The organism is Shewanella avicenniae, assembly GCF_017354945.1.
In the GTDB taxonomy this organism is placed as follows: domain Bacteria; phylum Pseudomonadota; class Gammaproteobacteria; order Enterobacterales; family Shewanellaceae; genus Shewanella; species Shewanella avicenniae.
On sequence record NZ_CP071503.1, the window covers coordinates 3,285,296 to 3,309,369 of the forward strand.

The 24,074-nt window shown below is 49.9% G+C and carries 19 protein-coding genes, 1 tRNA gene and 1 pseudogene; 11 read left to right on the forward strand and 10 right to left on the reverse strand.

Features of this window, described 5'->3' with window-relative positions; all coding sequences use genetic code 11:
• Positions 1 to 402 precede the first annotated feature (402 nt).
• The gene (locus tag JYB87_RS14550) at positions 403 to 768 is read left to right on the forward strand and encodes a hypothetical protein (RefSeq protein ID WP_207354187.1); all 366 of its coding nucleotides are present in this window, start codon (positions 403 to 405) and stop codon (positions 766 to 768) included.
• Between the two features lie 775 nt (positions 769 to 1,543).
• Here JYB87_RS14550 and dbpA read toward each other — a convergent pair.
• From dbpA to JYB87_RS14570, 4 genes are all read right to left on the reverse strand, one after another.
• Complete coding sequence (gene dbpA / locus JYB87_RS14555) at positions 1,544 to 2,932, reverse strand: ATP-dependent RNA helicase DbpA (protein ID WP_207354188.1); 1,389 nt, start codon at positions 2,930 to 2,932, stop codon at positions 1,544 to 1,546.
• A 228-nt stretch (positions 2,933 to 3,160) separates the two neighbouring features.
• Entirely contained in the window at positions 3,161 to 3,445 is a 285-nt protein-coding gene (locus JYB87_RS14560; RefSeq protein ID WP_207354189.1) for a hypothetical protein, read from the reverse strand.
• A 307-nt stretch (positions 3,446 to 3,752) separates the two neighbouring features.
• Entirely contained in the window at positions 3,753 to 5,393 is a 1,641-nt protein-coding gene (gene groL, locus JYB87_RS14565; protein ID WP_207354190.1) for a chaperonin GroEL, read from the reverse strand.
• 59 nt (positions 5,394 to 5,452) lie between these two features.
• Positions 5,453 to 5,743, reverse strand: coding sequence for a co-chaperone GroES (locus JYB87_RS14570; RefSeq protein WP_207354191.1), 291 nt, complete (start codon positions 5,741 to 5,743; stop codon positions 5,453 to 5,455).
• Between the two features lie 277 nt (positions 5,744 to 6,020).
• Here JYB87_RS14570 and JYB87_RS14575 point away from each other — a divergent pair, with 277 nt between their 5' ends.
• Positions 6,021 to 7,415, forward strand: coding sequence for an MATE family efflux transporter (locus JYB87_RS14575; protein WP_207354192.1), 1,395 nt, complete (start codon positions 6,021 to 6,023; stop codon positions 7,413 to 7,415).
• Between the two features lie 135 nt (positions 7,416 to 7,550).
• Here the strand turns inward: JYB87_RS14575 and JYB87_RS14580 are convergent, their stop codons facing one another.
• A complete protein-coding gene (locus JYB87_RS14580; protein ID WP_207354193.1) occupies positions 7,551 to 8,147 on the reverse strand; it encodes an FxsA family protein in 597 nt (198 codons plus the stop codon).
• Between the two features lie 186 nt (positions 8,148 to 8,333).
• Between JYB87_RS14580 and cutA the strand changes: the two genes are divergently transcribed.
• From cutA to JYB87_RS14610, 6 genes are all read left to right on the forward strand, one after another.
• Positions 8,334 to 8,663 (forward strand): divalent-cation tolerance protein CutA, encoded by a 330-nt coding sequence (gene cutA, locus JYB87_RS14585; RefSeq protein WP_407695818.1) that lies wholly within the window; start codon positions 8,334 to 8,336, stop codon positions 8,661 to 8,663.
• Positions 8,663 to 10,498: a protein-disulfide reductase DsbD gene (locus JYB87_RS14590; protein WP_207356721.1), complete on the forward strand. Its 1,836-nt coding sequence runs from the start codon at positions 8,663 to 8,665 to the stop codon at positions 10,496 to 10,498. Before cutA ends, JYB87_RS14590 begins: the two co-directional genes overlap by 1 nt.
• A 136-nt stretch (positions 10,499 to 10,634) precedes the next feature.
• Positions 10,635 to 12,248: a cation:proton antiporter family protein gene (locus tag JYB87_RS14595; RefSeq protein ID WP_207354194.1), complete on the forward strand. Its 1,614-nt coding sequence runs from the start codon at positions 10,635 to 10,637 to the stop codon at positions 12,246 to 12,248.
• Positions 12,249 to 12,393: 145 nt separating this feature from the next.
• Positions 12,394 to 13,548 carry a galactokinase gene (gene galK / locus JYB87_RS14600; RefSeq protein WP_207354195.1) on the forward strand — a complete coding sequence of 385 codons (1,155 nt, stop codon included), beginning with the start codon at positions 12,394 to 12,396 and terminating at the stop codon, positions 13,546 to 13,548.
• Positions 13,549 to 13,593: 45 nt separating this feature from the next.
• Positions 13,594 to 14,610 (forward strand): aldose epimerase family protein, encoded by a 1,017-nt coding sequence (locus JYB87_RS14605; protein WP_207354196.1) that lies wholly within the window; start codon positions 13,594 to 13,596, stop codon positions 14,608 to 14,610.
• Complete coding sequence (locus tag JYB87_RS14610) at positions 14,610 to 15,005, forward strand: DUF2391 family protein (RefSeq protein ID WP_207354197.1); 396 nt, start codon at positions 14,610 to 14,612, stop codon at positions 15,003 to 15,005. Before JYB87_RS14605 ends, JYB87_RS14610 begins: the two co-directional genes overlap by 1 nt.
• 7 nt (positions 15,006 to 15,012) lie before the next feature.
• Here the strand turns inward: JYB87_RS14610 and JYB87_RS14615 are convergent, their stop codons facing one another.
• The 3 genes from JYB87_RS14615 to fdhD form a co-directional block, all read right to left on the reverse strand.
• Entirely contained in the window at positions 15,013 to 15,456 is a 444-nt protein-coding gene (locus tag JYB87_RS14615; RefSeq protein WP_207354198.1) for a hypothetical protein, read from the reverse strand.
• Between the two features lie 327 nt (positions 15,457 to 15,783).
• Entirely contained in the window at positions 15,784 to 16,770 is a 987-nt protein-coding gene (locus JYB87_RS14620) for an NAD(P)H-quinone oxidoreductase (RefSeq protein WP_207354199.1), read from the reverse strand.
• Positions 16,771 to 16,961: 191 nt separating this feature from the next.
• Entirely contained in the window at positions 16,962 to 17,804 is an 843-nt protein-coding gene (fdhD, locus tag JYB87_RS14625; RefSeq protein ID WP_207354200.1) for a formate dehydrogenase accessory sulfurtransferase FdhD, read from the reverse strand.
• Positions 17,805 to 17,943: 139 nt separating this feature from the next.
• Here fdhD and JYB87_RS14630 point away from each other — a divergent pair.
• Positions 17,944 to 18,038, forward strand: a tRNA-Sec gene (locus JYB87_RS14630).
• A gap of 69 nt (positions 18,039 to 18,107) precedes the next feature.
• On the opposite strand, the pseudogene selB reads toward JYB87_RS14630, so the two are convergent.
• Together selB and selA are read right to left on the reverse strand one after the other, a co-directional pair.
• Positions 18,108 to 19,919: pseudogene (gene selB, locus JYB87_RS18920) on the reverse strand (selenocysteine-specific translation elongation factor); the annotation flags it as partial.
• Complete coding sequence (gene selA / locus JYB87_RS14640) at positions 19,916 to 21,331, reverse strand: L-seryl-tRNA(Sec) selenium transferase (protein ID WP_207354201.1); 1,416 nt, start codon at positions 21,329 to 21,331, stop codon at positions 19,916 to 19,918. The pseudogene selB and the gene selA, both read right to left, overlap by 4 nt.
• 266 nt (positions 21,332 to 21,597) lie before the next feature.
• On the opposite strand from selA, the gene JYB87_RS14645 reads away from it, so the two are divergent.
• Both JYB87_RS14645 and JYB87_RS14650 read left to right on the forward strand, forming a co-directional pair.
• Positions 21,598 to 22,620, forward strand: a complete 1,023-nt coding sequence (locus JYB87_RS14645) for a glycoside hydrolase family 43 protein (protein WP_207354202.1) — start codon at positions 21,598 to 21,600, stop codon at positions 22,618 to 22,620.
• Between the two features lie 352 nt (positions 22,621 to 22,972).
• The gene (locus tag JYB87_RS14650) at positions 22,973 to 23,998 is read left to right on the forward strand and encodes a helix-turn-helix domain-containing protein (protein ID WP_207354203.1); all 1,026 of its coding nucleotides are present in this window, start codon (positions 22,973 to 22,975) and stop codon (positions 23,996 to 23,998) included.
• The last annotated feature ends 76 nt before the right edge of the window (positions 23,999 to 24,074 follow it).

Consider the following 24,074-nt stretch of genomic DNA (forward strand, 5'->3'; position numbering starts at 1 on the left):
GTTACACTCAGCACGCCGCACAAAATCGCCCGTTATTGCGCTAATTGGCAAGCAACAGACCCAGCCTCAGCAGCGTTAAACCATCCAGCTGGCGAAAATTCAAACATATTTTGATGTGCCTCAATGTTTTTATCAGCTCACACTCTAAATTAGGTGGTTGTGATGCACACCAAAATTATCGAAATTTTGATATGGCGATCGCACTAAGACGGGGCAATAAAACCGCAGAGATGGCATGTTTCGCATCAGATAGCGACATAAGCATAGGGCTGCATGGGTTTTAACATCGAGGTTTAGCTGATGTTTGCGAATAGATTGACGATGGAGAAGTGGCTTAACCAGTGGAATTGATGCAACGAAGTATTAGCTGAATTTAATCGTGAACTGATTAATGAGGGTTTAATGATGGAAATAGTCTCAGATAAAATGCTTTGGTGGTTTCTACTCACGGTGGCTTTAATCTCTCTCTATTTTTTCTACCTCATCAGAGAACGCTACGTGCAGTTTAAAATGGCGGAAAAGGAAATTTTTCGGCAATTTGAAACGCTGTCAAAAGACGAACTCAATGATTTTGTCGCGGCATTTTTTAGCATTGGCCGCGGTGTCGAACTGCTTTCTTTGATCACCCGTATCGAAGCAAAATGTAGTGATGGCTGCTTACGAATTGGCCACGTCACTTGGGCAATTCGAGAATTAAGAACCCGCAAAGCTAATGAGATCGCAGACAGTGAGATCCCTACTTTTATTGCACTGAACACGGCGAATTAGCAAACCATCTCGGCGTTGAGTGTGCATGAAGTAGCGTGCGGTTCTCTCGCTTCACTTGGACACTCCACGCTGCCGCGAACAAGCAAGCTCTTGTTAGAGTAAATGATGAGCACACAATCACTTCAAGAAGCGAAAGCCCACCTTTCACAGCTTGATTGCTGCTTATTACTCACATACTTTAACCGAGAGAGTCGCCGGATTAATGAATAAAAACTGACGGTTTTAAGGAACTCGGGCAAACTGATACCTCCTTAAACGGAAGTAAGGTTGTCGTAATATGCACATGTGTCCAAACTGCACAGCGATGTTTGAAGCACCAATACTGCAGCGTCCCAAACATGCCTTATGGTATAAATACCAAGATGTTACGCTAGAATGTCCTTCGTGCGGTCAACGGCTGAAAGACACTTGGCGAGGAAAAATGTCTAAAAGTGAGCTGTTACTAGTACTAATAGTTCTGCTCGCTGCGCTGTTAGTTATCCCAGCCCCCTATGCAAACTACGTGATAACGCTAGTTATTTTGTATGCAATATTTAGAGGCGATATTGCCAAGCGCCAAGGTAGAAAAAGCAACACGCCTCGTTATGTAAAATTCGGTGCCAACGAAAGCGTCAAACACAGTGTTAACCAATGACTCGGCCGCAGACATCTGAATTAGCAGTTAATCAATCCACGACGCCAAAGATAAAAAAACGTACATAGCATTCGACATGTTATGTACGTTTTCGGTGAATTCAGTGAATAACGATTAACGCAGTTACTACTGCAATGAAGATTACCGCCCCATCACCCAAGCGCGGAACGACTTACCTTTCAGTTTACCTTTTGACAGCTTCGCCGCAGCCACTTTAGCCAGCTGACGCTTCACCGCCACGTAAGCCCAAATATCGTTGACTTGGATTTTACCCACATCACTGCCGCTAATATCGGTACCCGCAGTCAGAGCCCCGAGAATATCACCGGGACGCAGCTTGTGTTTTTTACCGCCCTCGATACGAATACAGCTCATATTCGCCAGCAGCGGCGCGGTGTTTGCCACTTCTGGCAGGTCGTCAAATTGCAGCGTGCCATAGCGGTCTTCCAGCAATGCCAAACGCATGTCGTCATTTGGCGCGACTAAACTCAGCGCGATACCTTTAGCACCGGCACGGCCAGTACGGCCAATACGGTGTACGTGCGCTTCTTGCTCAAAGGCCAATTGGTAATTGATCACCAAGTCGAGCGCATCTATGTCCAAGCCGCGCGCAGCCACGTCGGTTGCCACCAGCACCGCAGCGCTTTTCAATGCGAATGCCACCAACGCCCGATCGCGCTCACGTTGGTCAAGATCGCCATGCAGTGCAACTGCATCAAAGCCTTTGTCGGCTAAGAAGTCGGCCACATCTTGGGTTTCTTGCTTGGTGTTACAGAACACCACTGCGCTTTCAGGCCGGTGTTTCAACAGCAGTTGATACACCCCTTGGCGGCGACCTTCGATATTGCTTATGCGATAAAAGGTCTGCTGAATATTGGCGTTCACGGCGCTTTCAGCCACTTTGACTTCGACCGGTTGCTGCAAGGTTTCTTTTGCCAGCGCCAAAATTGATTCGGGGAAAGTCGCGCTAAACAGCAGGTTTTGCCGTTTACGCGGCAAGAATGCGCGGATTTGATCTAACGCATCAGCAAAGCCCATCTCCAACATACGGTCGGCTTCATCCAGTACGAACTGATTTAGGTCGTCCAAGAACAGGCGGCGTTGTTCTAGATGTTCCAGCACCCGACCTGGGGTGCCCACAATGATGTGCGCGCCGTGTTCCAACGAGCCTATTTGCGGGCCAATGGGCGTGCCGCCACACAAGGTCAAAATCTTAATGTTGTGAATACCACGGGCAAACTTACGCAGTTCGCTGGCGACTTGGTCAGCCAGTTCGCGAGTGGGGCAAAGCACCAAAGATTGCACCCGGAACAAGCTCACTTGCAACTGCTGCAAAATGCCTAAACCAAAAGCGCAGGTTTTTCCTGAGCCGGTTTTTGCTTGCGCTAACACATCTCGCCCAGCCAAAATCGCCGGCAAACTTTGCGCTTGAATCGGCGTCATCTGGGCAAAACCTAAGTCAGCCATGGTCGCAATAAGAGAAGGGTTTAGCGGCAAGGCGCCAAAGTCAGTAGCATTAGAAGCAGTCAAAGTAGATCCTGAACAAAAAGGGAGCAAAAAAACGGCGCTATTGTAACAGGTTGTTGAGTTAAAGCTTGTGTTATCTCTGCGGGGTAACGGCTTTGCAGTAAATTAGCTGCGCAACAGCGCCTGATGCAAAGCGCAGTCTAGCTGGTGGACTCCAATAATGCGGGTCATGCTAACGCGATAAGTCACATGTAGAGACCTAGCATGGTATAGCGTTAATGCTCGACACCATCAGCGCCGTTGATGGCGATATTTTTCCAGTAACTGAACAGCTTCGCCAAGCAATTTGTCGGCAGGAGTTCCCCAATAGTTGACTAAAAAGACGCTAAAACTCAACCCAGAAATCAGTGAAAACAAGGTGGGAAGTTCATCCGAGATATGGCTGAGCCAATCATGGCCCATCACGGTCACCGCCAACAGCACGCAGCCAATCACAAACGCCTGCCATTGAGACCGTTGTTGTTTGCAGTAGTAGCGCTCGACTTGCGCAACGAACTCTTTGTCTGTCATGTTCATAAAATCCTCCGTGCCGATAGACGCCAACATTCCGTTGTAACCTCTGGCGCAGTAGGTAAACAGTAGTCCATTCCTATAGAGTTATGGACTAGCAAATTGTCGATTTTTAAAGCTGATCACAAGCCGTAGCGATAATGCGCCGTAGTTAACAGCAGGAAATGCTAAAGCGCTCAAAAAGTCACAAACAACATGCTTGGCCTATTTTGTGGAGCTAAAAACACAAAACCCTCGAACCTAAGTCCGAGGGTTTTGTTGAGTCTGGGTGATGAACTAAAGCTAAGCCTTAGTCATCGGCCAGCAAGATGGATTACATCATGCCGCCCATGCCACCCATACCGCCCATGCCACCCATATCTGGGCCAGCTTCATCTTTTGGCAGTTCAGATACCATCGCTTCGGTGGTGATCATCAGGCCAGCGATAGACGCTGCAAATTGCAGTGCGCTACGAGTCACTTTAGTTGGGTCAAGAATACCCATTTCCAGCATGTCGCCGTAGGTATCGTTACCCGCGTTGTAACCGAAGTTGCCTTCACCGTTTTTCACAGTGTTAGCCACAACTGAGGCTTCTTCACCGGCGTTGGTCGCGATTTGGCGCAATGGTGCTTCCATTGCACGCAGTGCGATAACCACACCGTGTTTTTGGTCTTCGTTAGCCACTTCAACATCTTTGATTTTTGAAGCAACGCGGATCAGGGCAACACCACCACCTGCAACCACGCCTTCTTCAACAGCGGCGCGAGTTGCGTGCAGCGCGTCTTCAACGCGGTCTTTTTTCTCTTTCATTTCAACTTCGGTAGCTGCACCGACTTTGATTACCGCAACACCGCCGGCCAGTTTCGCCATACGTTCTTGCAGTTTTTCTTTGTCGTAGTCTGAAGTTGATTCAGCAATTTGTTGTTTGATTTGCTCAACGCGCGCTTTGATTTGGTCTTCTTCACCAACACCGTCAATGATAGTGGTGTTGTCTTTGGTGATGATCACGCGTTTTGCGCTACCCAGATCTTCCAGCGTGGCTTTTTCCAGTTCCAGACCGATCTCTTCAGCGATAACAGTACCGCCAGTCAGGATAGCGATATCTTGCAGCATCGCTTTACGACGGTCGCCGAAACCAGGGGCTTTAACTGCAGCGACTTTCACGATACCGCGCATGTTGTTCACAACCAGCGTTGCCAGCGCTTCGCCTTCAACGTCTTCAGCAACGATCAGCAGTGGACGGCCAGATTTCGCCAGACCTTCAAGGATTGGCAACAGTTCACGGATGCTGTTGATTTTCTTGTCAACCAGCAGGATGAATGGGTTATCCAGTTCAACTGAGCCAGTTTCTGCTTTGTTGATGAAGTAAGGAGACAGGTAACCGCGGTCGAACTGCATACCTTCTACGACGTCCAGTTCGTTTTCCAGCGCTTGGCCTTCTTCAACGGTGATAACGCCTTCTTTGCCTACTTTTTCCATTGCGTTAGCAATGATTTCGCCGATTGATTCATCAGAGTTAGCAGAGATAGTCCCTACTTGAGCAATCGCTTTTGAATCTGAACAGGCTTGAGACAGCGCTTTCAGTTCAGCAACTGCTGCAATAACGGCTTTGTCGATACCGCGTTTCAGGTCCATTGGGTTCATGCCAGCGGCAACCGCTTTCAGACCTTCGTTAACAATGGCTTGTGCCAGAACGGTCGCGGTAGTGGTACCGTCACCTGCTGCATCGTTTGCTTTTGATGCAACTTCTTTCACCATTTGTGCGCCCATGTTTTCGAACTTGTCTTCCAGTTCGATCTCTTTCGCTACTGAAACACCGTCTTTGGTGATCAATGGTGCGCCGAAGCTTTTATCCAAAACTACGTTACGGCCTTTAGGGCCCAGAGTCACTTTAACTGCGTTAGCTAAAACGTTAACACCCGCCAGCATTTTTACGCGTGCGTCGTTACCAAATTTTACTTCTTTAGCTGCCATGTTGATTATCCTTTAAATACGTTTAATTCGTTGGAATGTCGTGATGGTTCAAAAGTGGCTTAGTCTACGATAGCCATCAGATCTGATTCAGACAGGATCAATACTTCTTGACCGTCGATCTTTTCTTTCTTCACGCCGTAACCTTCGTTGAAGATCACTACATCACCAACTTTCACATCCAGTGGCCGCACTTCGCCATTGTCCAAAATCCGGCCATTGCCTACTGCCAATACTTCTGCACGGCTAGATTTTTCGGCCGCGCTGCCAGTCAATACAATGCCGCCCGCTGAAGTGCTTTCCACTTCCAGACGTTTTACAATTACGCGGTCATGTAATGGACGAATATTCATTTATGGATTCTCCTAATGACGTTTTGCCCAATTTCAGGCGAATTTTTAAGTTAAGAAAGGCGATTACATCAATGTCATCGCCAGATGGTTTCCTATATGGGGCCGCTTTTTACACTTCCAAGTGTTTGGGCAAAAAAATTTTCAAAAATTTTTCGGGTCATATCAGTGTTTCCGCAATCAATTTTGTCGCACTTGGCGGATTGCTGGTAAAATCGCGCCGCGACCACAGTGGCCGCTTTCCTTTTTCATTTTCTCTTCTCACGGGGTCATACTGACGATGAGAGACAGACACGGGCTGCTCAGCCAGCCAATTGGTCGTGTACTGCTCAACATGAGCCTGCCCAATATGCTGGGTATCCTAACGGTACTCGGTTTTAATCTGGTCGATACCTTCTTTGTCAGCCGCCTAGGTACCGACGCATTAGCGGCGATCAGTTTTACCTTCCCCATTACCTTAGTGATTATCAGCATCGCTATCGGTATCGGCGCAGGCGTTTCGACCAACTTAGGTCGCTTGATTGGTGGCGGCCATGCGCCGCTTGCTAAAGTATTCCTGCATGACGCGCTGCTGCTGAGCTTTGTGATCACCGTGATGCTGTCGTTGTTGGGCAGCATTCTGTTTGTGCCTTTGTTCAGTTTATTGGGCGCGTCGGAGTCTCTGCTGCCACTGATCCATCAGTACATGCAGCCGTGGTTTATTGGCGTACCGCTATTAGTATTGCAGATGGTGGGCAATCAAGGATTAAAAGCGACTGGGGATACCACCTCGCCCGCCAAAATTCTTTCGCTGGCGGCGCTGATTAACTTACTGCTCGACCCTTTACTGATCTTTGGCATTGGTCCGTTTCCAAGGTTGGAGCTACAAGGCGCGGCGATTGCCACTGTGCTGTCTTGGGTGGTGGCGTTAATGTTGTCAGGTTATCTGATCATCATTAAACGCAAACTGCTGAGTACCGCGAGGTTCTGTGTTGCTCGCTATCGCGCCAATTGGCGCCGTTTGGCTCATATTGCACAACCTGCAGCGATTATGAATCTAATCAATCCATTAGCGAATGCGGTGATTATGGCCTTGCTAGCGCGGATGGATCACACTGCGGTGGCTGCGTTTGGTGCAGGCACTCGGCTGGAGTCGGTGATGCTGATTGTGGCAATGGCTTTGTCATCCAGCGTTGTGCCGTTTGTGGCACAAAATTTAGGTGCTGGGCAGCCAGAGCGCGCCCGCCGTGCGGTATTGCTATCGATTCGGTTTGTGTTGGTGTTTCAAACTCTGCTTTATCTGCCATTGATGTACTTTGCTACGCCGATCGCTGGGCTATTTAGTGATGATCCGCAAGTGCTAACCTGGCTGACCTTTTATATTCAATACTTGCCGCTGGCCTATGGACCACTGGGGATGGTGATCATCGTGGCAACGGCACTGAACGCTTATCATCGGCCGATGGCATCACTGGGGTTCAATCTGGTCAGGCTATTTGTGTTGATGCTGCCGTTGGCAGCCATTGGCGCCTATTGCTGGGGCATTAAAGGTTTGCTGTTGGCGCTACCGCTGACCAATTTGATTGCCGGTATTAGCTGTTACTTTATCGCCTTAAAAGTAAAAGAACCGAAAGATTTAAAACATACCCCAGAAGAAGATGCCATGCTGCAGTCGGAACAGATCATTGGCAAATAAGACCTTTGAAATTGAGGTATGTACGGCTTAAGCAGTACAGAAAAAAGCGGCACATACCCACATATGCGCCGCTTATTTTATCGGAATTGATTGCTGGCAGCGTTCGCTATTGGATCGCCATTCGCGGCTAAGTGATTAACGTTTAGGTGGCTGATCGTGGTCGTCATCAAGGTCGTTTTCGGTACGGTCTTCAGGGCGCTCTTTAGCGTTATCGATAGGGGTACGCAGCCGCGACTCAGGTTTGACTTCTTCGGCCTTATGTTCATATTCACCATCGATAACATCGTCGTCTTGACGCGGGCGCGAGAAATCACTTGGGTTAAACGGCCCTTGCGAAAACGGATTATTGCCCTGGCCGAATCGACTGGTGACTACCTGCAACTGCAAGCGCTTCAACAGCATTTTCGCAATAGGGGCACGGGTAAACGGCGTGAGCATTAGTAAGCCGATCAGGTCAGTCATAAAGCCGGGAATTAACAGCAATACGCCCGCCAACGCCAGCATCATACCTTCGATAATCTCTTGCCCTGGCACTTCGCCATAAGCGAGTTTACGTTGCACGCTCATCAAGGTCACCACACCTTGGCTACGCACCAAGGACACGCCGACAACCGCCGTGAGGACGACCAAGGCCAAGGTATTCCAGCCGCCTAATACTTCGCTCACACGCATCATCAGCGAGACTTCAACCGCAGGCACCAGAAACAACAACACTAAAAATAGAAAAGGCATGAGAGACACTTCATCATCAGGGACTTTTATAAACTTGGGGGCATTGGTCACAAATTTCAAGTATTGGCGTGGCGCTTAAGCTCACTGTTTCAGCAATCGCTTAATGCACTTTTACTGTAAAACACGTAAAGTAGGCAGCCCATCAAGGGAAAATTGTGATGCTAACTCTCGGTTTTCAGGAGTTTTATGGCGGAGTCAAATACTGAGGCAATGATCGTTTTTTGCAGCTTTCCAGACAGTGAAACTGCCTGTGCGATTGCCGATACGTTAGTCAAAGAACAGTTAGCCGCCTGCGTCCAAATCTCCGCGCCGATGACCTCGGTCTATCGCTGGCAAGGTGAGATTTGTCACGAAAGCGAAGTTGCCATGCAACTCAAATGTTCAGCCGCAGTCTATAGCGCATTGGCGCAACGATTGGTTGCATTACATCCCTATGAAGTACCCGAACTGTTAGCGGTCACTGCAACGGCGGGGTTACCTGCGTATTTAGATTGGATCAAAGACAATACAAAATGATGAAACGACTGCTCCCCCTGCTGCTTGGCGTTCTGGTATTGATGACCAGTGCAGTTCAGGCCGAAAACAGCCTTACTAAAGCGTTTCCGTTCCTCAAAAGCGAACCTCAATTGATGCCGGTCGACCAAGCGTTTGCGTTTGAGGCCAAGCAACAAGGCAACATCGTCACGCTCAGTTGGGTAATTGCCGACGGCTACTACATGTACCGCGACAAACTTACAGTGAAAGTCGCCAATGCCGAGTTAGGTGACATGCTGAAGCCAGCGGGTGAAGATCATGTTGATGATTATTTTGGTAACCAGCAGGTATACCGTAGCTATATCGAAATTCCGGTAGCCCTTAAACAAGCCGCCGCCGATGGCAAGCTCAGCGTCACTTTTATGGGTTGTGCCGAAGGTAAACTGTGTTTTCCACCGACCACGCGCGATGTTGCGCTAAACGAAGTTGCCGCCAATGATGGCATTCTCGCCGGTGCAGCAAGCGACACTGCCGAACCAAACGCTGAGCCAGTGGCAGATGCGAATAATTCTGCCGCCAACCAACCGCTTACCGAGCAAGACTCACTGCTCGCCCAGTTAGTGCACGGTGATAACTGGTTGCTGACGTTAATCTCTTTCTTTGTGCTCGGCATTGGCCTAGCGCTGACACCATGCGTATTCCCTATGTATCCGATTCTGTCGGGCATTATTGTTGGCCAAGGCGGTAAAGTATCGACGGCGCGCGCCTTTACCCTGTCGATGATCTATGTGCAGGGCATGGCGATCACCTACTCGATTCTTGGCTTGATTGTGGCAACCGCGGGGATGAAATACCAAGCGGCGCTGCAAAGCCCACCGGTATTGATTGGCATCTCGATTCTGTTTGTGTTGCTCAGTTTGTCGATGTTCGGCATGTATGAGCTGCAACTGCCATCACGCTGGCAGGAAAAGCTCACTGGTATCTCAAATAAGCAGCAAGGCGGCAAGTTAGGTGGCGTGTTTGTCATGGGCGTGTTGTCTGGTTTGGTGGCCTCTCCTTGCACCACCGCGCCGTTATCTGCAGTGCTCGTGTACGTGGCGCAAAGCGGTGACTTGTTGCAAGGCTTTGTGACCCTGTACGTGCTCAGTATGGGCATGGGCTTACCGCTGCTGTTGATTGGCACCTCGGGCGGTAAACTGCTGCCACGCGCAGGAGCTTGGATGAACATCATTAAGCATATCTTCGGTTTCTTGCTGATCATGGTGGCGATCATTATGCTCGGCCGCATCTGGCCGGGGTTAGTATCGGATCTGCTGTGGACCGTGTGGGCCATCTGCTTTGTGGGTTACCTGTTGCATCAAAACAAACTGACCGCGATCAGCTGGAAGCACTCGGCGCGTGAAGTGATTTTACTGTTGGCACTGCTGGGCAGTTTCTCTTACGGCTTACAAGCCGTGATGGGCTATTTAGGCTATTCAGTGTCAAACCATGTGAGCCGCAGCGGCGCACAACATGGCAATTTCAAAACCATCAAAACCTTGGCAGATTTTAAAACTGAACTGGCGGCGGCCAAAGCGGCAGGTAAGCCAGTAATGCTCGACTTATACGCCGATTGGTGTGTGGCCTGTAAAGAGTTTGCCAATATCACCTTTAAAGATGCCGAAGTGCAGCAACGCATGGCGCAGATGGTACTGCTGCAAGCAGATGTCACCGCTATGGATGCACAAGATGAAGAGTTGCTCAACGGCTATGATGTGTTAGGGCTACCCACCCTGCTGTTTGTCGATGCCGAAGGCAATTTGCGCGATGATTTGCGAGTCACTGGCTTTATGGGCGCTGATGAGTTTGCGCCGCATCTGGATCATCTACTGCAGTAATTAAATCGCCAATATTGCCGCCCAATATGCAGCAAATTTGCCCGATTAACGGCTCCCTTAGCGGAGCCGTTTTTATTTACGCACCATAATCGCTTATGATGAATCTATTCAAGGACATTCAGCACATCGCGCACTTATGGAACCCGCAATTCTTATCATTACCCTCGCCTGTGGTTTGGCGGTCAATACCATCAATCTGCCGCCACTCATTGGTTATCTCGCGGCAGGATTTGTGCTGTATGTCTTTGGCGTACAAGCCGATAGCTTACCGCTGTTGCATTCGTTAGCCGATCTTGGGGTAACCCTGCTGCTGTTTGCCATCGGCTTAAAACTGGATGTGCGCAGCCTGTTTAAGGCTGAGGTTTGGGCGGGTTCGAGCTTGCACCTGATATTTTCCATCATCATCTTTATGCCGTTGCTGATGCTGCTCGGCGCGATTGGGGTTGCTCGGGTCGCCGATTTAGATTGGCAACAACTGGCGTTAATCGCCTTTGCGCTCAGTTTCTCTTCCACCGTATTTGCGGTAAAAGTGCTGGAAGACAAAGGCGATATGCAGTCGCTGTATGGCCGCGTTGCGATTGGCATTCTGATTATGCAGGATATCTTCGCGGTGCTGTTTTTAACCGTATCGAAGGGTAATTTCCCGTCGCCTTGGGCGCTGGCACTGCTTGGCTTGCCACTATTGCGGCCGCTGCTGTATCGCTTATTTGATCGCGTCGGTCACGGTGAACTATTGGTGTTGTTTGGGCTATTAATGGCACTGGTTGGCGGCGCCTGGTTATTTGAATCAGTGGGAATGAAGCCCGACCTTGGCGCCCTGATTGCTGGCATGCTGCTGGCGGGACATAAAAAAGCCTCGGAACTGGCCAAATCGCTGTTCTACTTTAAGGAGCTGTTCTTGGTGGCCTTCTTCCTCACTATAGGTTTGAACGGGTTACCATCGTTGGAAGACATCGGCATGGCCGGCATTTTATTGCTGTTACTGCCGCTTAAAGTGGTGATGTTTATCTGGCTGCTCACCCGCTTTAGATTGCGTTCGCGCACTGCGATTATGGGCGCGTTTAACTTAGGTAACTACAGTGAATTTGGCTTGATTGTCGCCGCTGTGGCCACCCAAAAAGGCTGGCTACCGGCACACTGGCTGTTGATTATTGCTGTCGCCCTCAGTGCCAGCTTTCTGATTGCGGCGCCACTCAACAACATGGTGGCGCATATCTACGGCCGCTTTAGTGGCCATCTGAGCCGCTTGGAAAAATCGCCATTACATCCTGAAGATCGGCAGATTTCGCTGGGTAACCCGCGTTTTCTCATTCTAGGAATGGGGCGCATTGGTAGCGGTGCGTACGACGAGCTAAGAGCCCGCTTTGGCGACGTGATTCTGGGGATTGAGCACAAGCAGGAGTTGGTGGAATATCATCGTGAACATGGCCGCAATGTGGTGCAAGGCGATGCCGCCGATACCGACTTTTGGGACAAACTGGAACGCGCCCCCGCGCTTGAATTGGTACTGCTGGCAATGCCGTATCACGCCGGTAATATCTTTGCGGTAGAGCAACTGCGTAAGCGCGATTATCAAGGCAATATCAGCGCCATTATTCAGTACAGTGAAGATGCTAATTCGTTGAAACAATTAGGGGTCAATGCCGTGTACAACCTCTATGAAGCCGCCGGTGCTGGTTTTGTTGACCATGTGATGAATCAACTCACGCCAGTAGCAAACAACGAGCAAGCAGCGGAGTGCAATTCGTAATAAAATCAACGCGCAGTCTAGGCTGCGCAATCGAATGAATTGCCATTCAAAATCCTGCTAACTCTTCACGCTTTAGTCGTGGTATAACGTCAGCAACCATGTGATTTGCCGTCGCTTGAATTGAGTTAGCAGGATCCGCCCATTTATGTCCAATCCAGCACCTAGTGCCACCAAACTTTTCGTCAAAACCTTTGGAACCAAACCCGATATGCTGTTTAGTGCGCCAGCGCGGGTCAACCTAATCGGCGAACATACCGATTATAACGACGGTTTCGTGCTGCCAGTTGCCATCAACTTCCACACAGTTATCGCGGTGAAAGTCCGCAAAGATAATCAATTCCGCGCCGTTTCGGATGCCTTTAACGATATTCGTCACTGGCAGTTTGGTGAAGAAGGCACCATGAATGCCGAAGATGGTTGGATAAACTACCTCAAAGGTTTTTGTGCGGCGGTACATTCGACCGGTTTACCCGCAAAAGGATTGGATTTAGCAGTGGTGGGCAATGTGCCCGCTAACGCAGGCTTGGCAGCATCAGCCTCCTTAGAAATCGCCTTCGGTACTGCGATCAACGACACCAGCCAGTTGCATCTATCGCCGTTAGCAGTGGCACAGTTAGCCCAGCGGGCGGAAAACCACTATGTCGGTTATGGCTGTGGCATCATGGACCATATGACCTGCGCCATGGCCGAAGAAGATTGCGCACTGCTGATTGATTGTGCCGATCTGGAAACGCAACCGGTCAAAATTCCCGATGAATTTAGCTTGATGCTGATTAACTCTGGGCTGCCATCGGTGCTGCACAGTGATGAGTTTAATCAGCGCCGTCAACAGTGTGAGCAAGTAGCACAGCACTTTGGTGTGGATAGTTTGCGCGATCTCAGCCTCAAGCAATTAATCAGCGCCGAAGCGCAGCTCGATCCGGTTGCCTACCGCCGAGCTCACCATGTGGTGACCGAAAACGAACGTACTCAGCAAGCTGCTCGCGCCTTGGCGCGTGGCAATATCGCCAAGTTGTCACAGCTGATGGCCGAAAGTCATGCCTCGCTGCGGGATGATTTCGAGATCAGCACACCTGAAATTGATATGCTGGTCGAACTGGTGCACAACACCGTCGGCAACCAAGGTGCGGTGCGCCTTGCAGGTAAAGGGTTTGGTGGCTGTGTGGTTGCCCTGGTTGAACATGCGCTAACCGACGACGTGATCGCCACCGTGGAGCAACAATATCAGGCAAAAACCGGACTGGAAGCGAGTATCTATCTCTGTAGTCCATGTGCGGGAGCCAGCAGAATCGAGAAGTAAGCGGTGTAAGGAGTTATCACCGCGCCAATAGCAAAAGGAGGCACGATGGTACGATGTACCGTATTAGATCCGTGGCTAGACCCTCGTGGCGGCCAAGTTGAACGTGTACGAGTTGATAACGGCACACTGGCCATTGAGGTCCTGAGTTTAGGCGCCATTATTCGCTGTCTGTGGGTACCTGATCGCAACGGCGATCGCGCCAACGTGGTACTCGGTTGTGATTCGGTAGCTGACTACTTAACCCAGCAAGCGTGGATCGGCAGCGTGGCGGGACGCTATGCCAACCGTATCAAAAATGGCCAAATCCACTATGACGGCCAAACTTATCAACTCGATACCAATCTTGATGGCCACTGTTTACATGGCGGCAGTGAAGGCTTTCATCGTCGCCATTGGGATATTGGCATACTGCCAGATGGCGTCAGGCTGAGCTTAGTCAGCGCAGATGGCGATATGGGCTTTCCCGGTAACTGTGTGGTGCAACTCGATTATCGCTTGGTGGGTCATAACCTGTTCGTTGAATTCACCGCCTCCAGCGACAAAGCCTGCCCGATCAGCCTCACCCAACACAGCTATTTCAATCTCGATAAAAGCGACACTATTAACCAGCATTGGTTGCAGGTGAGTGCCCCTAACCTACTCAAACCGGACGCAGATAAACTGCCGCTTGAGCTGATTTCGTTAACTGACAGCCCTTTCGACTTACGCGGCCCCAAGAAAATCGAACCGTTATTGCAGCAACATCCAGACGGTATTGATCACTGTTATGTATTGGATTGCGCTGCCAACGGCTTACAAAAAGCCGCGCAATTGATGGCACCAAAATCCGGCAGACGCCTCACCCTGCATACCAACCAACCGGGATTGCAGGTCTACACAGGCAACTATATTGAAGGGATTATTGGTCGTAAACAACAGCCATTACGAGCTCATCAAGCCCTGTGTCTAGAGCCGCAAATGTTGCCTGATGCGCCCAATCAACCGCAGCTTGGCGATCCGTGGATAACACCGGGTAAGTTGTATCACCATATCAGCCGCTACGAATTTGATACCATTAACTGATGAACATTCATTTCAACAGTGAAGATGCAGGCCAGATCGTGATTGGTGCCTTTGCGTTATCGGTACCGATCGCCTTTTCGGAAGAGTCTTGGCATTTGGCGCAAACCCTGCCATTAAGCAACATGCTACTGGTGGTGGGTTTGAGTTTGGGCTTTATTGCGTTGTTTGCCTATCAGAGTGTGTTTCAAGCGGACGTTGAGCGCAGAGTTGGGGTGTTTTGCTTGCGGGTTGCCATTGCCTATCTACTGACGCTGGTAGTGGTCAGCATCGTATTGATTGCGCTGGATAAATGGCCAATGTGGCATCAGCCGATTTTAGCACTAAAGCGGACACTTCTGATTGCCATGCCCGCTTCTATGGGTGCGATTATCGTGGATAGCTTCGATAAAGAGTAATCAGCGATTAATCTTCGTAATCGTCGTTATCCCATTCATCATCGTCGCCACCATCATCATAATCATCGCCGCCACCTGGCAGATCGGTATCAGCGTCATCATCATCCATCTGCACCACTGGCTTCGCCTTACGGCTGCTGGCAGGTGCGGTGTCTTTGATGTTTGCCAGATTGATGCGTGATTGCTGCTTCGCCATAAAGGCTGAACGAGCGGCTTTCCAGTCACCACCAAATTCACTTTCCGCGGCTTTTTGCTGATCGTCAGTCAACTCATAGAGATTCGGTTGAACAATCGCTTCTACATATTCAACGATCGCTTTACGCTGAGTGTTGTAGAGAAAAACGCGGCCAGAGGAAGCCTCGGGTAACTGTTTATCATAGATGACGACAACATTGCCGCGCGCGGTTCTCAGCTCGCCATACCAAAGTTGTTTTTTTGCAGAGTTATACATATATGCCAATACCCTTAAATCAACACATATACCAAATTGTGAGCAATTAACGCGCGTTCCCAACAAGTGTTCACTCGTGCAACAGCGCTGATATTCCGAGCGCAAACAAGCCATTAGCTTGGTTAATAACTGGTCACGGAACTCGGCAAAACTGAAGCGATAACCGTCGAATAATCTCGATGAATTTAGTCCTCAGTTTCAGATTGCGAATTTAGCCTAAAAATTCTGGAACGCAAACGAATTTATTCGAGTTAACGCTAATAACTGATATTAATGCCGCATTTTTACAAAGAAGCTGCAAACAAATGACGATTTTCAGTCCACTTTTCAGTTTGCTAGGCGCAACACCACCTTGCCATGATGTTGCCCAGCCTCCAGTAACTGATGGGCCGTGGCCGCTTCAGCCAATGGCAACACCGCATGCAGGTGCGGTTTTAACAAGCCTTGATTGAGCAGTGGCCAAACCTGTTGCGCTAACTGTTCCGCAATAGCCGCTTTTTGCTGCACGCTCTGCGGTCTTAAGGTTGAACCGCTCCAAACGATGCGTTTCATCATCAGCATAAACACATCAACCTCAGCCATGCGTGCCTGCCGCGCCGCAATCGACACCATACGGCCATCCATACTTAGCAACTTTAGATGACGATTGATGTAATCACCACCCACCATATCCAGCACCAACTGCACCCCTTGGTCTTGAGTAAAGGTTTTAGCCGCCTCGACAAAATCATCACTGCGATAATCAACCACCAGATCTGCCCCCAATTGCTGGCAGAAAGGGATTTTGCTGGTGCTACAGGTGGTGATCACCCGTGCACCAAAGGCTTTTGCCAGCATGATGGCGGTGGAGCCAATGCCACCGCCTCCACCCTGAATGAGCACAGTTTCGCCAGCCGTCAGGCCACCACGCATAAACATGTTATGCCACACAGTAAAAAAGGTTTCCGGCAGGGCCGCAGCCTCGGTCATTTGCCAGCCTTGCGGTACGGGTAAACAGTGGCTCGCCCACGTCAGCACGTATTCGCTGTAGCCACCACCGGGGACTAAGGCACACACGTTATCGCCCACTTGCCAGCGAGTTTCGCCTTCGGCAACCGCGGCGATTTCACCTGCCACCTCCAACCCAAGAATGGGTGACGCATCTGGCGGTGGCGGATAACTGCCTTGGCGCTGAAAGAGATCAGGGCCATTCACCCCCGCCGCAGCGACTTTAATCAATACTTGCCCTGCGCTCGGCACTGCGACTTCGCCGCTACCGAGCTTCATCACTTCGGGTGCACCGGGCTGTTCAAATATAATCTGTTGGCAACGCATTGACGCTCCTTGTGAAGAGTTGATTGGGGTTCATCTTACTCAAGTGTTGCCGCGTGACAACTGCCAAGACGCGCTTGTGGTGCCACAGCTGCAATGGGCTATTCGCGCGAGCCAAGAACCAAACCGATGAACGCAACAGGCAAACAAAAGGCGCCGCAGCGCCTTAACTGAGTCAATTGCCGCAAACGGCCTTAACTGGCTTTGCTTTTTAACGCCACTGGCTGGGCGTTGCTTAACAAGCGATGCGGATGAGAATAGATGGTTGCCCGCCCCTGGCGGCAGAAGCCCACCAGCGTGATATTGCTCTTTTCAGCGATATCAGCCGCGAGCGCGGTGACGGCGGAAATGGCAAACATAATCTCCACCCCTGCACTGGCCGCTTTTTGCACCATTTCAAAGCTGGCGCGACTGGTGAGCAACACGGCGGCGGGCTTTTCTGCGTTTCGTTGTGAAAATGCGCCGATTAATTTATCCAGCGCAATATGACGGCCAATATCTTCATAGGTATGAATCACTTCGCCGTTTTTATTAATTCCGATGGCCGCATGAGTTGCCCCAGTTAATTCAAAATTCTGCTGACGATCTTTTATTTCCGCTAAAATTTTCGGCAGTAATTCCAAATTAAACATCACGCTATCATCCACCCGTTTTATCGGTTTTACCGCCTCTTCGAGTTGCGATACACCGCAAAGCCCGCAGCCAGTTCGTCCAGCCATACTGCGGCGTTGCTCTTTGAGTACCATAAAACAACGCTGAGTAATTTCGATGTGGACGATAATGCCATTCTCCACATACTCTAAATCTACACCTTTGATTTCATTTATGTTTGATACGATCCTTTCCGAAATTGTAAAACCGATAGCAAAGGCTTCGATATCCTGAGGCGACGCCAACATCACCGTATGGGAAATACCGTTGTAAACAAGGGCAATACGGACTTCATTGGCAAGGTTATCGGTTAACTGTGAAATAGCACCTTGCTCAACGAGGGTGACGCTTTTGGCGATAATAATATCGTTAGATAATTCAAACATAAGCACCCTCTAAACTTCTCAAAATATCACCACAACTGAAATCAACATAAAATTGGCACTAATTCACAGATACATAATAAGCTAATTAATTACATTGCTTAATCTAGCGTGATTTTCTACTATCGCTGCGTCGTTCGATGGAAGAACGTCGTCTCCGGTGAGGCGTCCGGATTTCAAATCCGGGTGGGGCTGCCAGCAGTCCTGGGTAGGTTCGACTCCTATGTTCTTCCGCCACTCCTCTGTCATTGAAAACAGCTCGCCATCACGCAACTCGCGGCTATTAGCGCGATATTTGCGCCGTGTAAAACCAGTTCGATCGAGATACTCCAACAGCTGAATACTCACCTTACGGCCTAAGCCCACCATCTCTTTGAATTCAGCGGTTTCCAGCAACGGTTGCGTTGCAAAATGCTGACGCAATTTATCCGCCACCTGCAGTAAATACTGGCTTAGCACATAGCGGTCTTTTACCACAGCGGTGATAAATCCCTGCTGAACCAATTGCAGACACAATGGCCGAATGTCATCCGCGGCAACGACTAATTGCTCGGCCATTTCGGTGACCCACAGCGGGCCGGGATTGGCTATCATCAAGGGTTGCAACTGTTGCCAGAAAGCCTCCGCCGCGGCTGACAGCTGCTGCTTGTGCGTGGCCAATAACACCAATGACCCACGGCGCATCACTTTTTGCTGGGCGACGAGATCGCTGATGAGCGCATTGGCGATTGTGTCTGGCAAGTTGCAATGCGCCATGCGTAATAAACGCTGTACACCGCACCCCGGCTGATCAGGATGCTGTTGATGAAAACTGGCCAAGGTTTCAAGCAGCAGTTGTTGCTGCGCTTGAGCTAAAGCCGGCGCGATAAAAGCAGTGCCAATCGGGAGCAGCGCTAACGTCTGAGTGAGCTCTGCTACGCCTTTCGCGCTTAATTGCCAACGCCATGCCAGCTGTTGCTGCGACATAGGTCGCTGCTGCATCAATAGCGCTATCGCGGCCTGACTACTGCTGCAGTTGGCCAAAGCTGTGAGCAATTGCAATCGAGATTCGACTCGTTTTTTACGCGCTGGCGCTTCCAATGCAATTACCCGCGCACCGCCTAAGGTGTGTTTGGCACTGGCATGACGAATAACGATGGTATCGTTCTGCGCCAACAACAATGGCTGCTGCAACGTCAGCTCTGCCAGCCACTCGCCAGTGGCACTCTGCTCACTTAACAGCGAAACCCGCGCTAAGGTGTGTTCAGCACCATGATGGCAATGCACGCTCTGCCAATGCTTTAGCGGTTCAAAGCAAGATAACACCACCACCGGGCGTTCACATGGCACCGGCGGTTCAATACTGCTCAGCCAATCGCCGCGCTGCGGCATGCGGTGATTGTCGGTGCCCGAAAGGTTTAACGCCACCCGACAACCAGCATGCGACTCTTGTACTGCTTGCCCTTGGCTATGTAAGCCGCGCACCCGCAGTAAACCTTGCTGCGCCGAGCTATACAGCATATCGCCCAGCTGGATTTCACCGCTGATGACAGTACCGGTGACCACACAACCGGCACCTTTGACCGAAAACGCCCGATCCAATGCCATACGGAATGCCTTACGGCGATGATCGCTGCTATCGTCAGGCAACTGACTCAGATGTGTTTTTAACGCCGCGATGCCAGCGCCGCTAATCGCCGATACCGGAAACACCGCAGCGGGCTTGAGCCGATACTCCGCCAACAGCGCTTCACCTTGCTGCCGCACTTCAGCCACACGCGCCGCATCAACCATATCGATTTTGGTCAGCGCTAAGGTCAAACTCTGCAACGGCAACAAAGAGAGGATTTCAAGGTGCTCGCGAGTCTGCGGCATCACGCCGTCATCGCAGGCCAACACCAGCAGCGCATGGCGCGCATGACTCACGCCCACCAGCATGTTATTGATAAATTTTTCGTGGCCCGGCACATCAATAAATGCCAAACGCTCAGCACCGTCGCGATCCATAAAGGCGTAGCCAAGATCAATGGTCATGCCACGGCGTTTTTCTTCCGGCAGCCGGTCAGCATCGATGCCCGTTAACGCCTGAAGCAATGAAGTTTTGCCATGATCAACATGGCCAGCCGTCACCACAATCATAAACTCGCCCCTAACTCCGCAAGGGCTTGCAGTAGCAGCTCAAAATCATCAGCGCCACGCAAATCGAGTAACAACTGATCATTGGCAATCCGGCCAATCACCGGCTGAGTGTGTGCCTTAAAATGTTGTTCCAGTTGCTGCAACGTACCCGCTTTAGGGCTAAACGCTAGGGCGACAGAATCAAGATGAGTATCAGGTTGCGAGCCGCTGCCCACTTGGGTTTGGCATTTTATCGCCGTCAGCGAAAACTGCTCGGTATACGCGGGCGCCAACTGGGCAATGAAACGAGCAGCTTGCTGTTCAAGCTCGGCCTGAGTGCGGGCAAACTTCGCCATAATTGGCAGTGCTGCGTCTAAGGTTTCTGGATTCAGGTAATGCAGTAAAGTAGCTTCGAGTGCGGCGAGGATCAGCTTGTCGCAACGCAACGCCCGTTTCAGCGGATGCGATTGCAGCTTATTGATCAGCGCTTGTTTGCCAACAATTAAGCCCGACTGCGGCCCACCGAGCAGCTTGTCGCCAGAAAAACTGACCAAATCAACGCCATCCGCCAGCATCTGTTGCGGCATGGGCTCTTGCTTTAAACCAAAACGGCGCAGATCGGTCAGCGCACCGCTGCCGAGATCGGAAATCAATGGAATACCGCGCTCGCGGCACAGTTGACCTAAGGTGGCTTCATCAACAGCGGCGGTAAACCCTTGAATATGATAGTTACTGGTGTGCACCTTCATGATGGCGCCGGTATTGTCATTGATGGCGTTCTCATAGTCGCGCAGATGGGTTCGATTGGTGGCGCCCACTTCCACCAAGGTACAGCCCGCTTGGCGCATGATGTCGGGGATTCGAAATGCCCCGCCAATTTCCACCAACTCACCGCGAGACACAATCACCTCTTTACCCGCACAAACCGAGGCCAACATCAGCAATACTGCGGCAGCATTATTATTCACCACACAACAGGCTTCCGCGCCTGTGAGCCGATGGATCAACTTGCTCACCGCATTGTCGCGATGACCACGTTTACCGGCTTCCAACTCAAATTCCAACGGCGTGGGATAACGCATCACTTGGGTAACCGCGGCGATAGCGGCTTCAGACTGCTGCGAACGGCCAAGATTGGTATGTAGCAGAGTGCCGGTAAGATTGTGGACCGGGCGCAAACTGAGCTGATGTTGCTGCTGCAGCTGTAACGCCAGATGATTGAACATTGTGTCGTGCGAATTGAGCCAAACAGGTAAACGCCCCTCAGCCGCAATGTTGCTGCGAGCCTGTTGCAGCAATTGATTAATGGCATTTTTTAACTCAGTTTTACCATAGTGTTGCTTCAATGCTTGTGCGGCGTCGGCCAGCAGCAGGCTATCCATTGACGGCAAGGCACGATAGAGATTTTCGGGTGAGTCAAATACTTGGGTCATCTTCTGCACACTGTTTAACGAAAAATGGGAGCGCCTTAGCTCTCCCCCAACATGACGTCTATTGCATGGAGCCGTCAGCTTTATTGGCCAACAATAAAGGATTCACAGGGGTTGTGCTATCACTTGCACACTAAGTTGTGCGGCAAGCCCGAGCCACGCCACCCTGCGCGAGTTAACAACTCTTGGCCGAACGACTTATGTTTAATAGTATTACAATAGTAATATTTATATGCTAACTACTTCAGTGGCCCATAAAGAGGATTAAGATGCCGACCCTTAGCCCGCGATTTTCACTCGCCTTGGCGCTCGTTCCCGCGCTTTTATTGACCCCACTGGCGCATGCCAATGACAACCTGAATATTGATAACCCTATTGTCACCCAGCAGGCTGATCCGTTTATCTATCGCGATCCCGATACAGGTTGCTATGACTTTATCGCAACATCGCCTAAGTTTGATCAGCTAGAGATCCGCCAAGCTTGCCAACTGAACGATCTGAAAATCGCCGAGCCGAAAGTGGTGTGGCGCAAAAACGATAGCGGCCCAATGAGCGACACCATATGGGCGCCAGAGCTGCACCGCATTGATGGCGTATGGTACATCTATGTGGCCGCAGGCATTGCCAACAAGCCGGGCAATATTCGTATGTATGTACTGTCGAACCCCAGCAAAGACCCAACGCAGGGAAAATGGAAAGAGGAAGGCCGTATTCAAACGCCGTGGGACAGTTTCTCGCTCGATGCCACTACCTTTGAGCATAAAGGCAAACGCTATCTATTATGGGCACAGCAAGATAAAGCCCGCAGCTACAACTCAGCGTTGTGGATTGCCGAAATGGACACGCCCACCAGCATCACCGGCCCAGTGGTTAAGTTGACTGAACCTGAATTAGATTGGGAAATACAAGGTTATAAAGTGAATGAAGGACCTGCCGTGATAGAACGTCATGGCCGTGTGTTTGTGACCTATTCCGCCAGCGCCACCGATGAACGCTATGCCATGGGCTTGTTGTGGGCCGATGCTGACAGCGATCTCCTCAACAGCAGCAGTTGGCAAAAGAGCCCCAAACCTGTGTTTACCACCAACGCAGAGGTTGGTCGCTATGGCCCTGGCCACAACAGCTTTGTACTGGCTGAAGATGGCAAAACTGATTTGATGATTTACCACAGCCGCAACTATCAACAACTGCGCGGTAATCCATTGACCGACCCTAACCGCCACGCTCGAGCGCGCGCCCTTTATTGGGATGCCAATGGTTTTCCAGTGTTTCATCAAGAGCAAGGTGACTAAGCCGAAGCTGCTGGCGTTAAACTGATTCAAGAGCCCCCGTGTTGGGGCTTTTTGCTTTCTATCTCGCGGCAACTCATACAATCTAACATTCTGTATTTTATTAATAAAACTGCCTCAACATATTGCAGTCTGCGGCTGCATTCTTGCCAGTTTAGCGTGCAGTCAATTGCAAATCAGATGTTCAAACGGCCGTAATCAATTTATCATTCGGTTTCACTGAATTAGGTAAGCGCGGGCGGATTGCTGTCGATACAGCGTGGTTCATGCGCTAACAGTCCGTTCAACAGGCCGAGCGACGAGGAAGACCTCATTGGCACCGCAGACCACTGTATAAGCGAGCATTCCGGCTACTATGTGTTCACAAACCATGTTTCCACAATATTCAAAGTCAGTCGTCAAATACCATATCAACAAGCTGTTTGAGATGGGCTACAGTCGCAGCCAGATTGGCCAATACTGCAACATGAACATCGACCGCTTACTGACCGATGACGGCTACTTTCAGAGTAAAATCCCCGACTTATACAAGATCATCAAACTGCTGCATGAAAGCGACTACCACAAGCAGCATGAAATTCTCGATATGCTGGAGATGGCCAATAAACCATCTTTATTCAGTGCCTATTTACTCAATAGTAAAAACGCCGTCGATTTATTAAAAAAGTTATGCCAATTCACCGATGCCACTTATCAAGGCACTGAAGTTGAATTTATTGATACCGAAAACTATGTGGAACTCAAAATAACCCAACATCCACTCGAAGCCAGTTTTAGTACCACTCAAGGCTTTTTATTTTTTGTTTGCATCAAAATTGAAACTTTATTACAAAAAAACGATGTTATTGCCGAAGTGGGCAGTAATTCAGAAACCTTGCCTGATATTGGCCGGTTTAGCCAGTATGTGAAAACCCAATTACGTTTTAATCAGGCCTATTCCTATATTCGTCTCGATAAAGAAACCGCCTTGCAGTCAGTATTGACCTACAATCCAAGAATCACCGAATACCTTGAGAATGAGTTCCTTGCAGAATTTCCAAAACTAAATAGAAATCATGATATTAAAGAATTAATTATTGAGGATATGCTGCAAGCCATTCAAGCAGGGAACCTGCATCGTATCTTTAATATCGACTATGTTTGTAGCCGCTACGGCCTAAGCCGCACCACCTTATATCGCCGTTTACAAGATGCTGAGACCAGCTTCAGTGAAATAACCCAAGAACTACGTCAATCCGAATCTAAAAAATTACTTATTTCGTCATTTTTGTCATTAAATGAGATTAGCGAACGTTTGGGGTATGCTAATTTGTCGGCATTTAACCGCGCCTTTAAACGTTGGTATGGTGTTTCTCCGGCGACATATCGAAAATCCCATTAAATATATGCTGAAACAAAATGTACTGAATCCAGAATCTAAAAGATAAATCCCTGTAATACGCTTGCCATTAATATTG

What these genes read in the sequence shown, in the direction of transcription:
- JYB87_RS14550 (WP_207354187.1), top strand. Translation starts at nt 403, where the DNA reads ATGATGGAAATAGTCTCAGATAAAATGCTTTGGTGGTTTCTACTCACG.
- JYB87_RS14575 (WP_207354192.1), top strand. Translation starts at nt 6,021, where the DNA reads ATGAGAGACAGACACGGGCTGCTCAGCCAGCCAATTGGTCGTGTACTG.
- JYB87_RS14605 (WP_207354196.1), top strand. Translation starts at nt 13,594, where the DNA reads ATGGTACGATGTACCGTATTAGATCCGTGGCTAGACCCTCGTGGCGGC.
- JYB87_RS14650 (WP_207354203.1), top strand. Translation starts at nt 22,973, where the DNA reads ATGTGTTCACAAACCATGTTTCCACAATATTCAAAGTCAGTCGTCAAA.
- cutA (WP_407695818.1), top strand. Translation starts at nt 8,334, where the DNA reads ATGGCGGAGTCAAATACTGAGGCAATGATCGTTTTTTGCAGCTTTCCA.
- JYB87_RS14570 (WP_207354191.1), bottom strand. Translation starts at nt 5,743, where the DNA reads ATGAATATTCGTCCATTACATGACCGCGTAATTGTAAAACGTCTGGAA.
- JYB87_RS14610 (WP_207354197.1), top strand. Translation starts at nt 14,610, where the DNA reads ATGAACATTCATTTCAACAGTGAAGATGCAGGCCAGATCGTGATTGGT.
- JYB87_RS14590 (WP_207356721.1), top strand. Translation starts at nt 8,663, where the DNA reads ATGAAACGACTGCTCCCCCTGCTGCTTGGCGTTCTGGTATTGATGACC.
- JYB87_RS14595 (WP_207354194.1), top strand. Translation starts at nt 10,635, where the DNA reads ATGGAACCCGCAATTCTTATCATTACCCTCGCCTGTGGTTTGGCGGTC.
- JYB87_RS14580 (WP_207354193.1), bottom strand. Translation starts at nt 8,147, where the DNA reads ATGCCTTTTCTATTTTTAGTGTTGTTGTTTCTGGTGCCTGCGGTTGAA.
- JYB87_RS14615 (WP_207354198.1), bottom strand. Translation starts at nt 15,456, where the DNA reads ATGTATAACTCTGCAAAAAAACAACTTTGGTATGGCGAGCTGAGAACC.
- JYB87_RS14620 (WP_207354199.1), bottom strand. Translation starts at nt 16,770, where the DNA reads ATGCGTTGCCAACAGATTATATTTGAACAGCCCGGTGCACCCGAAGTG.
- selA (WP_207354201.1), bottom strand. Translation starts at nt 21,331, where the DNA reads ATGACCCAAGTATTTGACTCACCCGAAAATCTCTATCGTGCCTTGCCG.
- galK (WP_207354195.1), top strand. Translation starts at nt 12,394, where the DNA reads ATGTCCAATCCAGCACCTAGTGCCACCAAACTTTTCGTCAAAACCTTT.
- JYB87_RS14560 (WP_207354189.1), bottom strand. Translation starts at nt 3,445, where the DNA reads ATGAACATGACAGACAAAGAGTTCGTTGCGCAAGTCGAGCGCTACTAC.
- fdhD (WP_207354200.1), bottom strand. Translation starts at nt 17,804, where the DNA reads ATGTTTGAATTATCTAACGATATTATTATCGCCAAAAGCGTCACCCTC.
- groL (WP_207354190.1), bottom strand. Translation starts at nt 5,393, where the DNA reads ATGGCAGCTAAAGAAGTAAAATTTGGTAACGACGCACGCGTAAAAATG.
- JYB87_RS14645 (WP_207354202.1), top strand. Translation starts at nt 21,598, where the DNA reads ATGCCGACCCTTAGCCCGCGATTTTCACTCGCCTTGGCGCTCGTTCCC.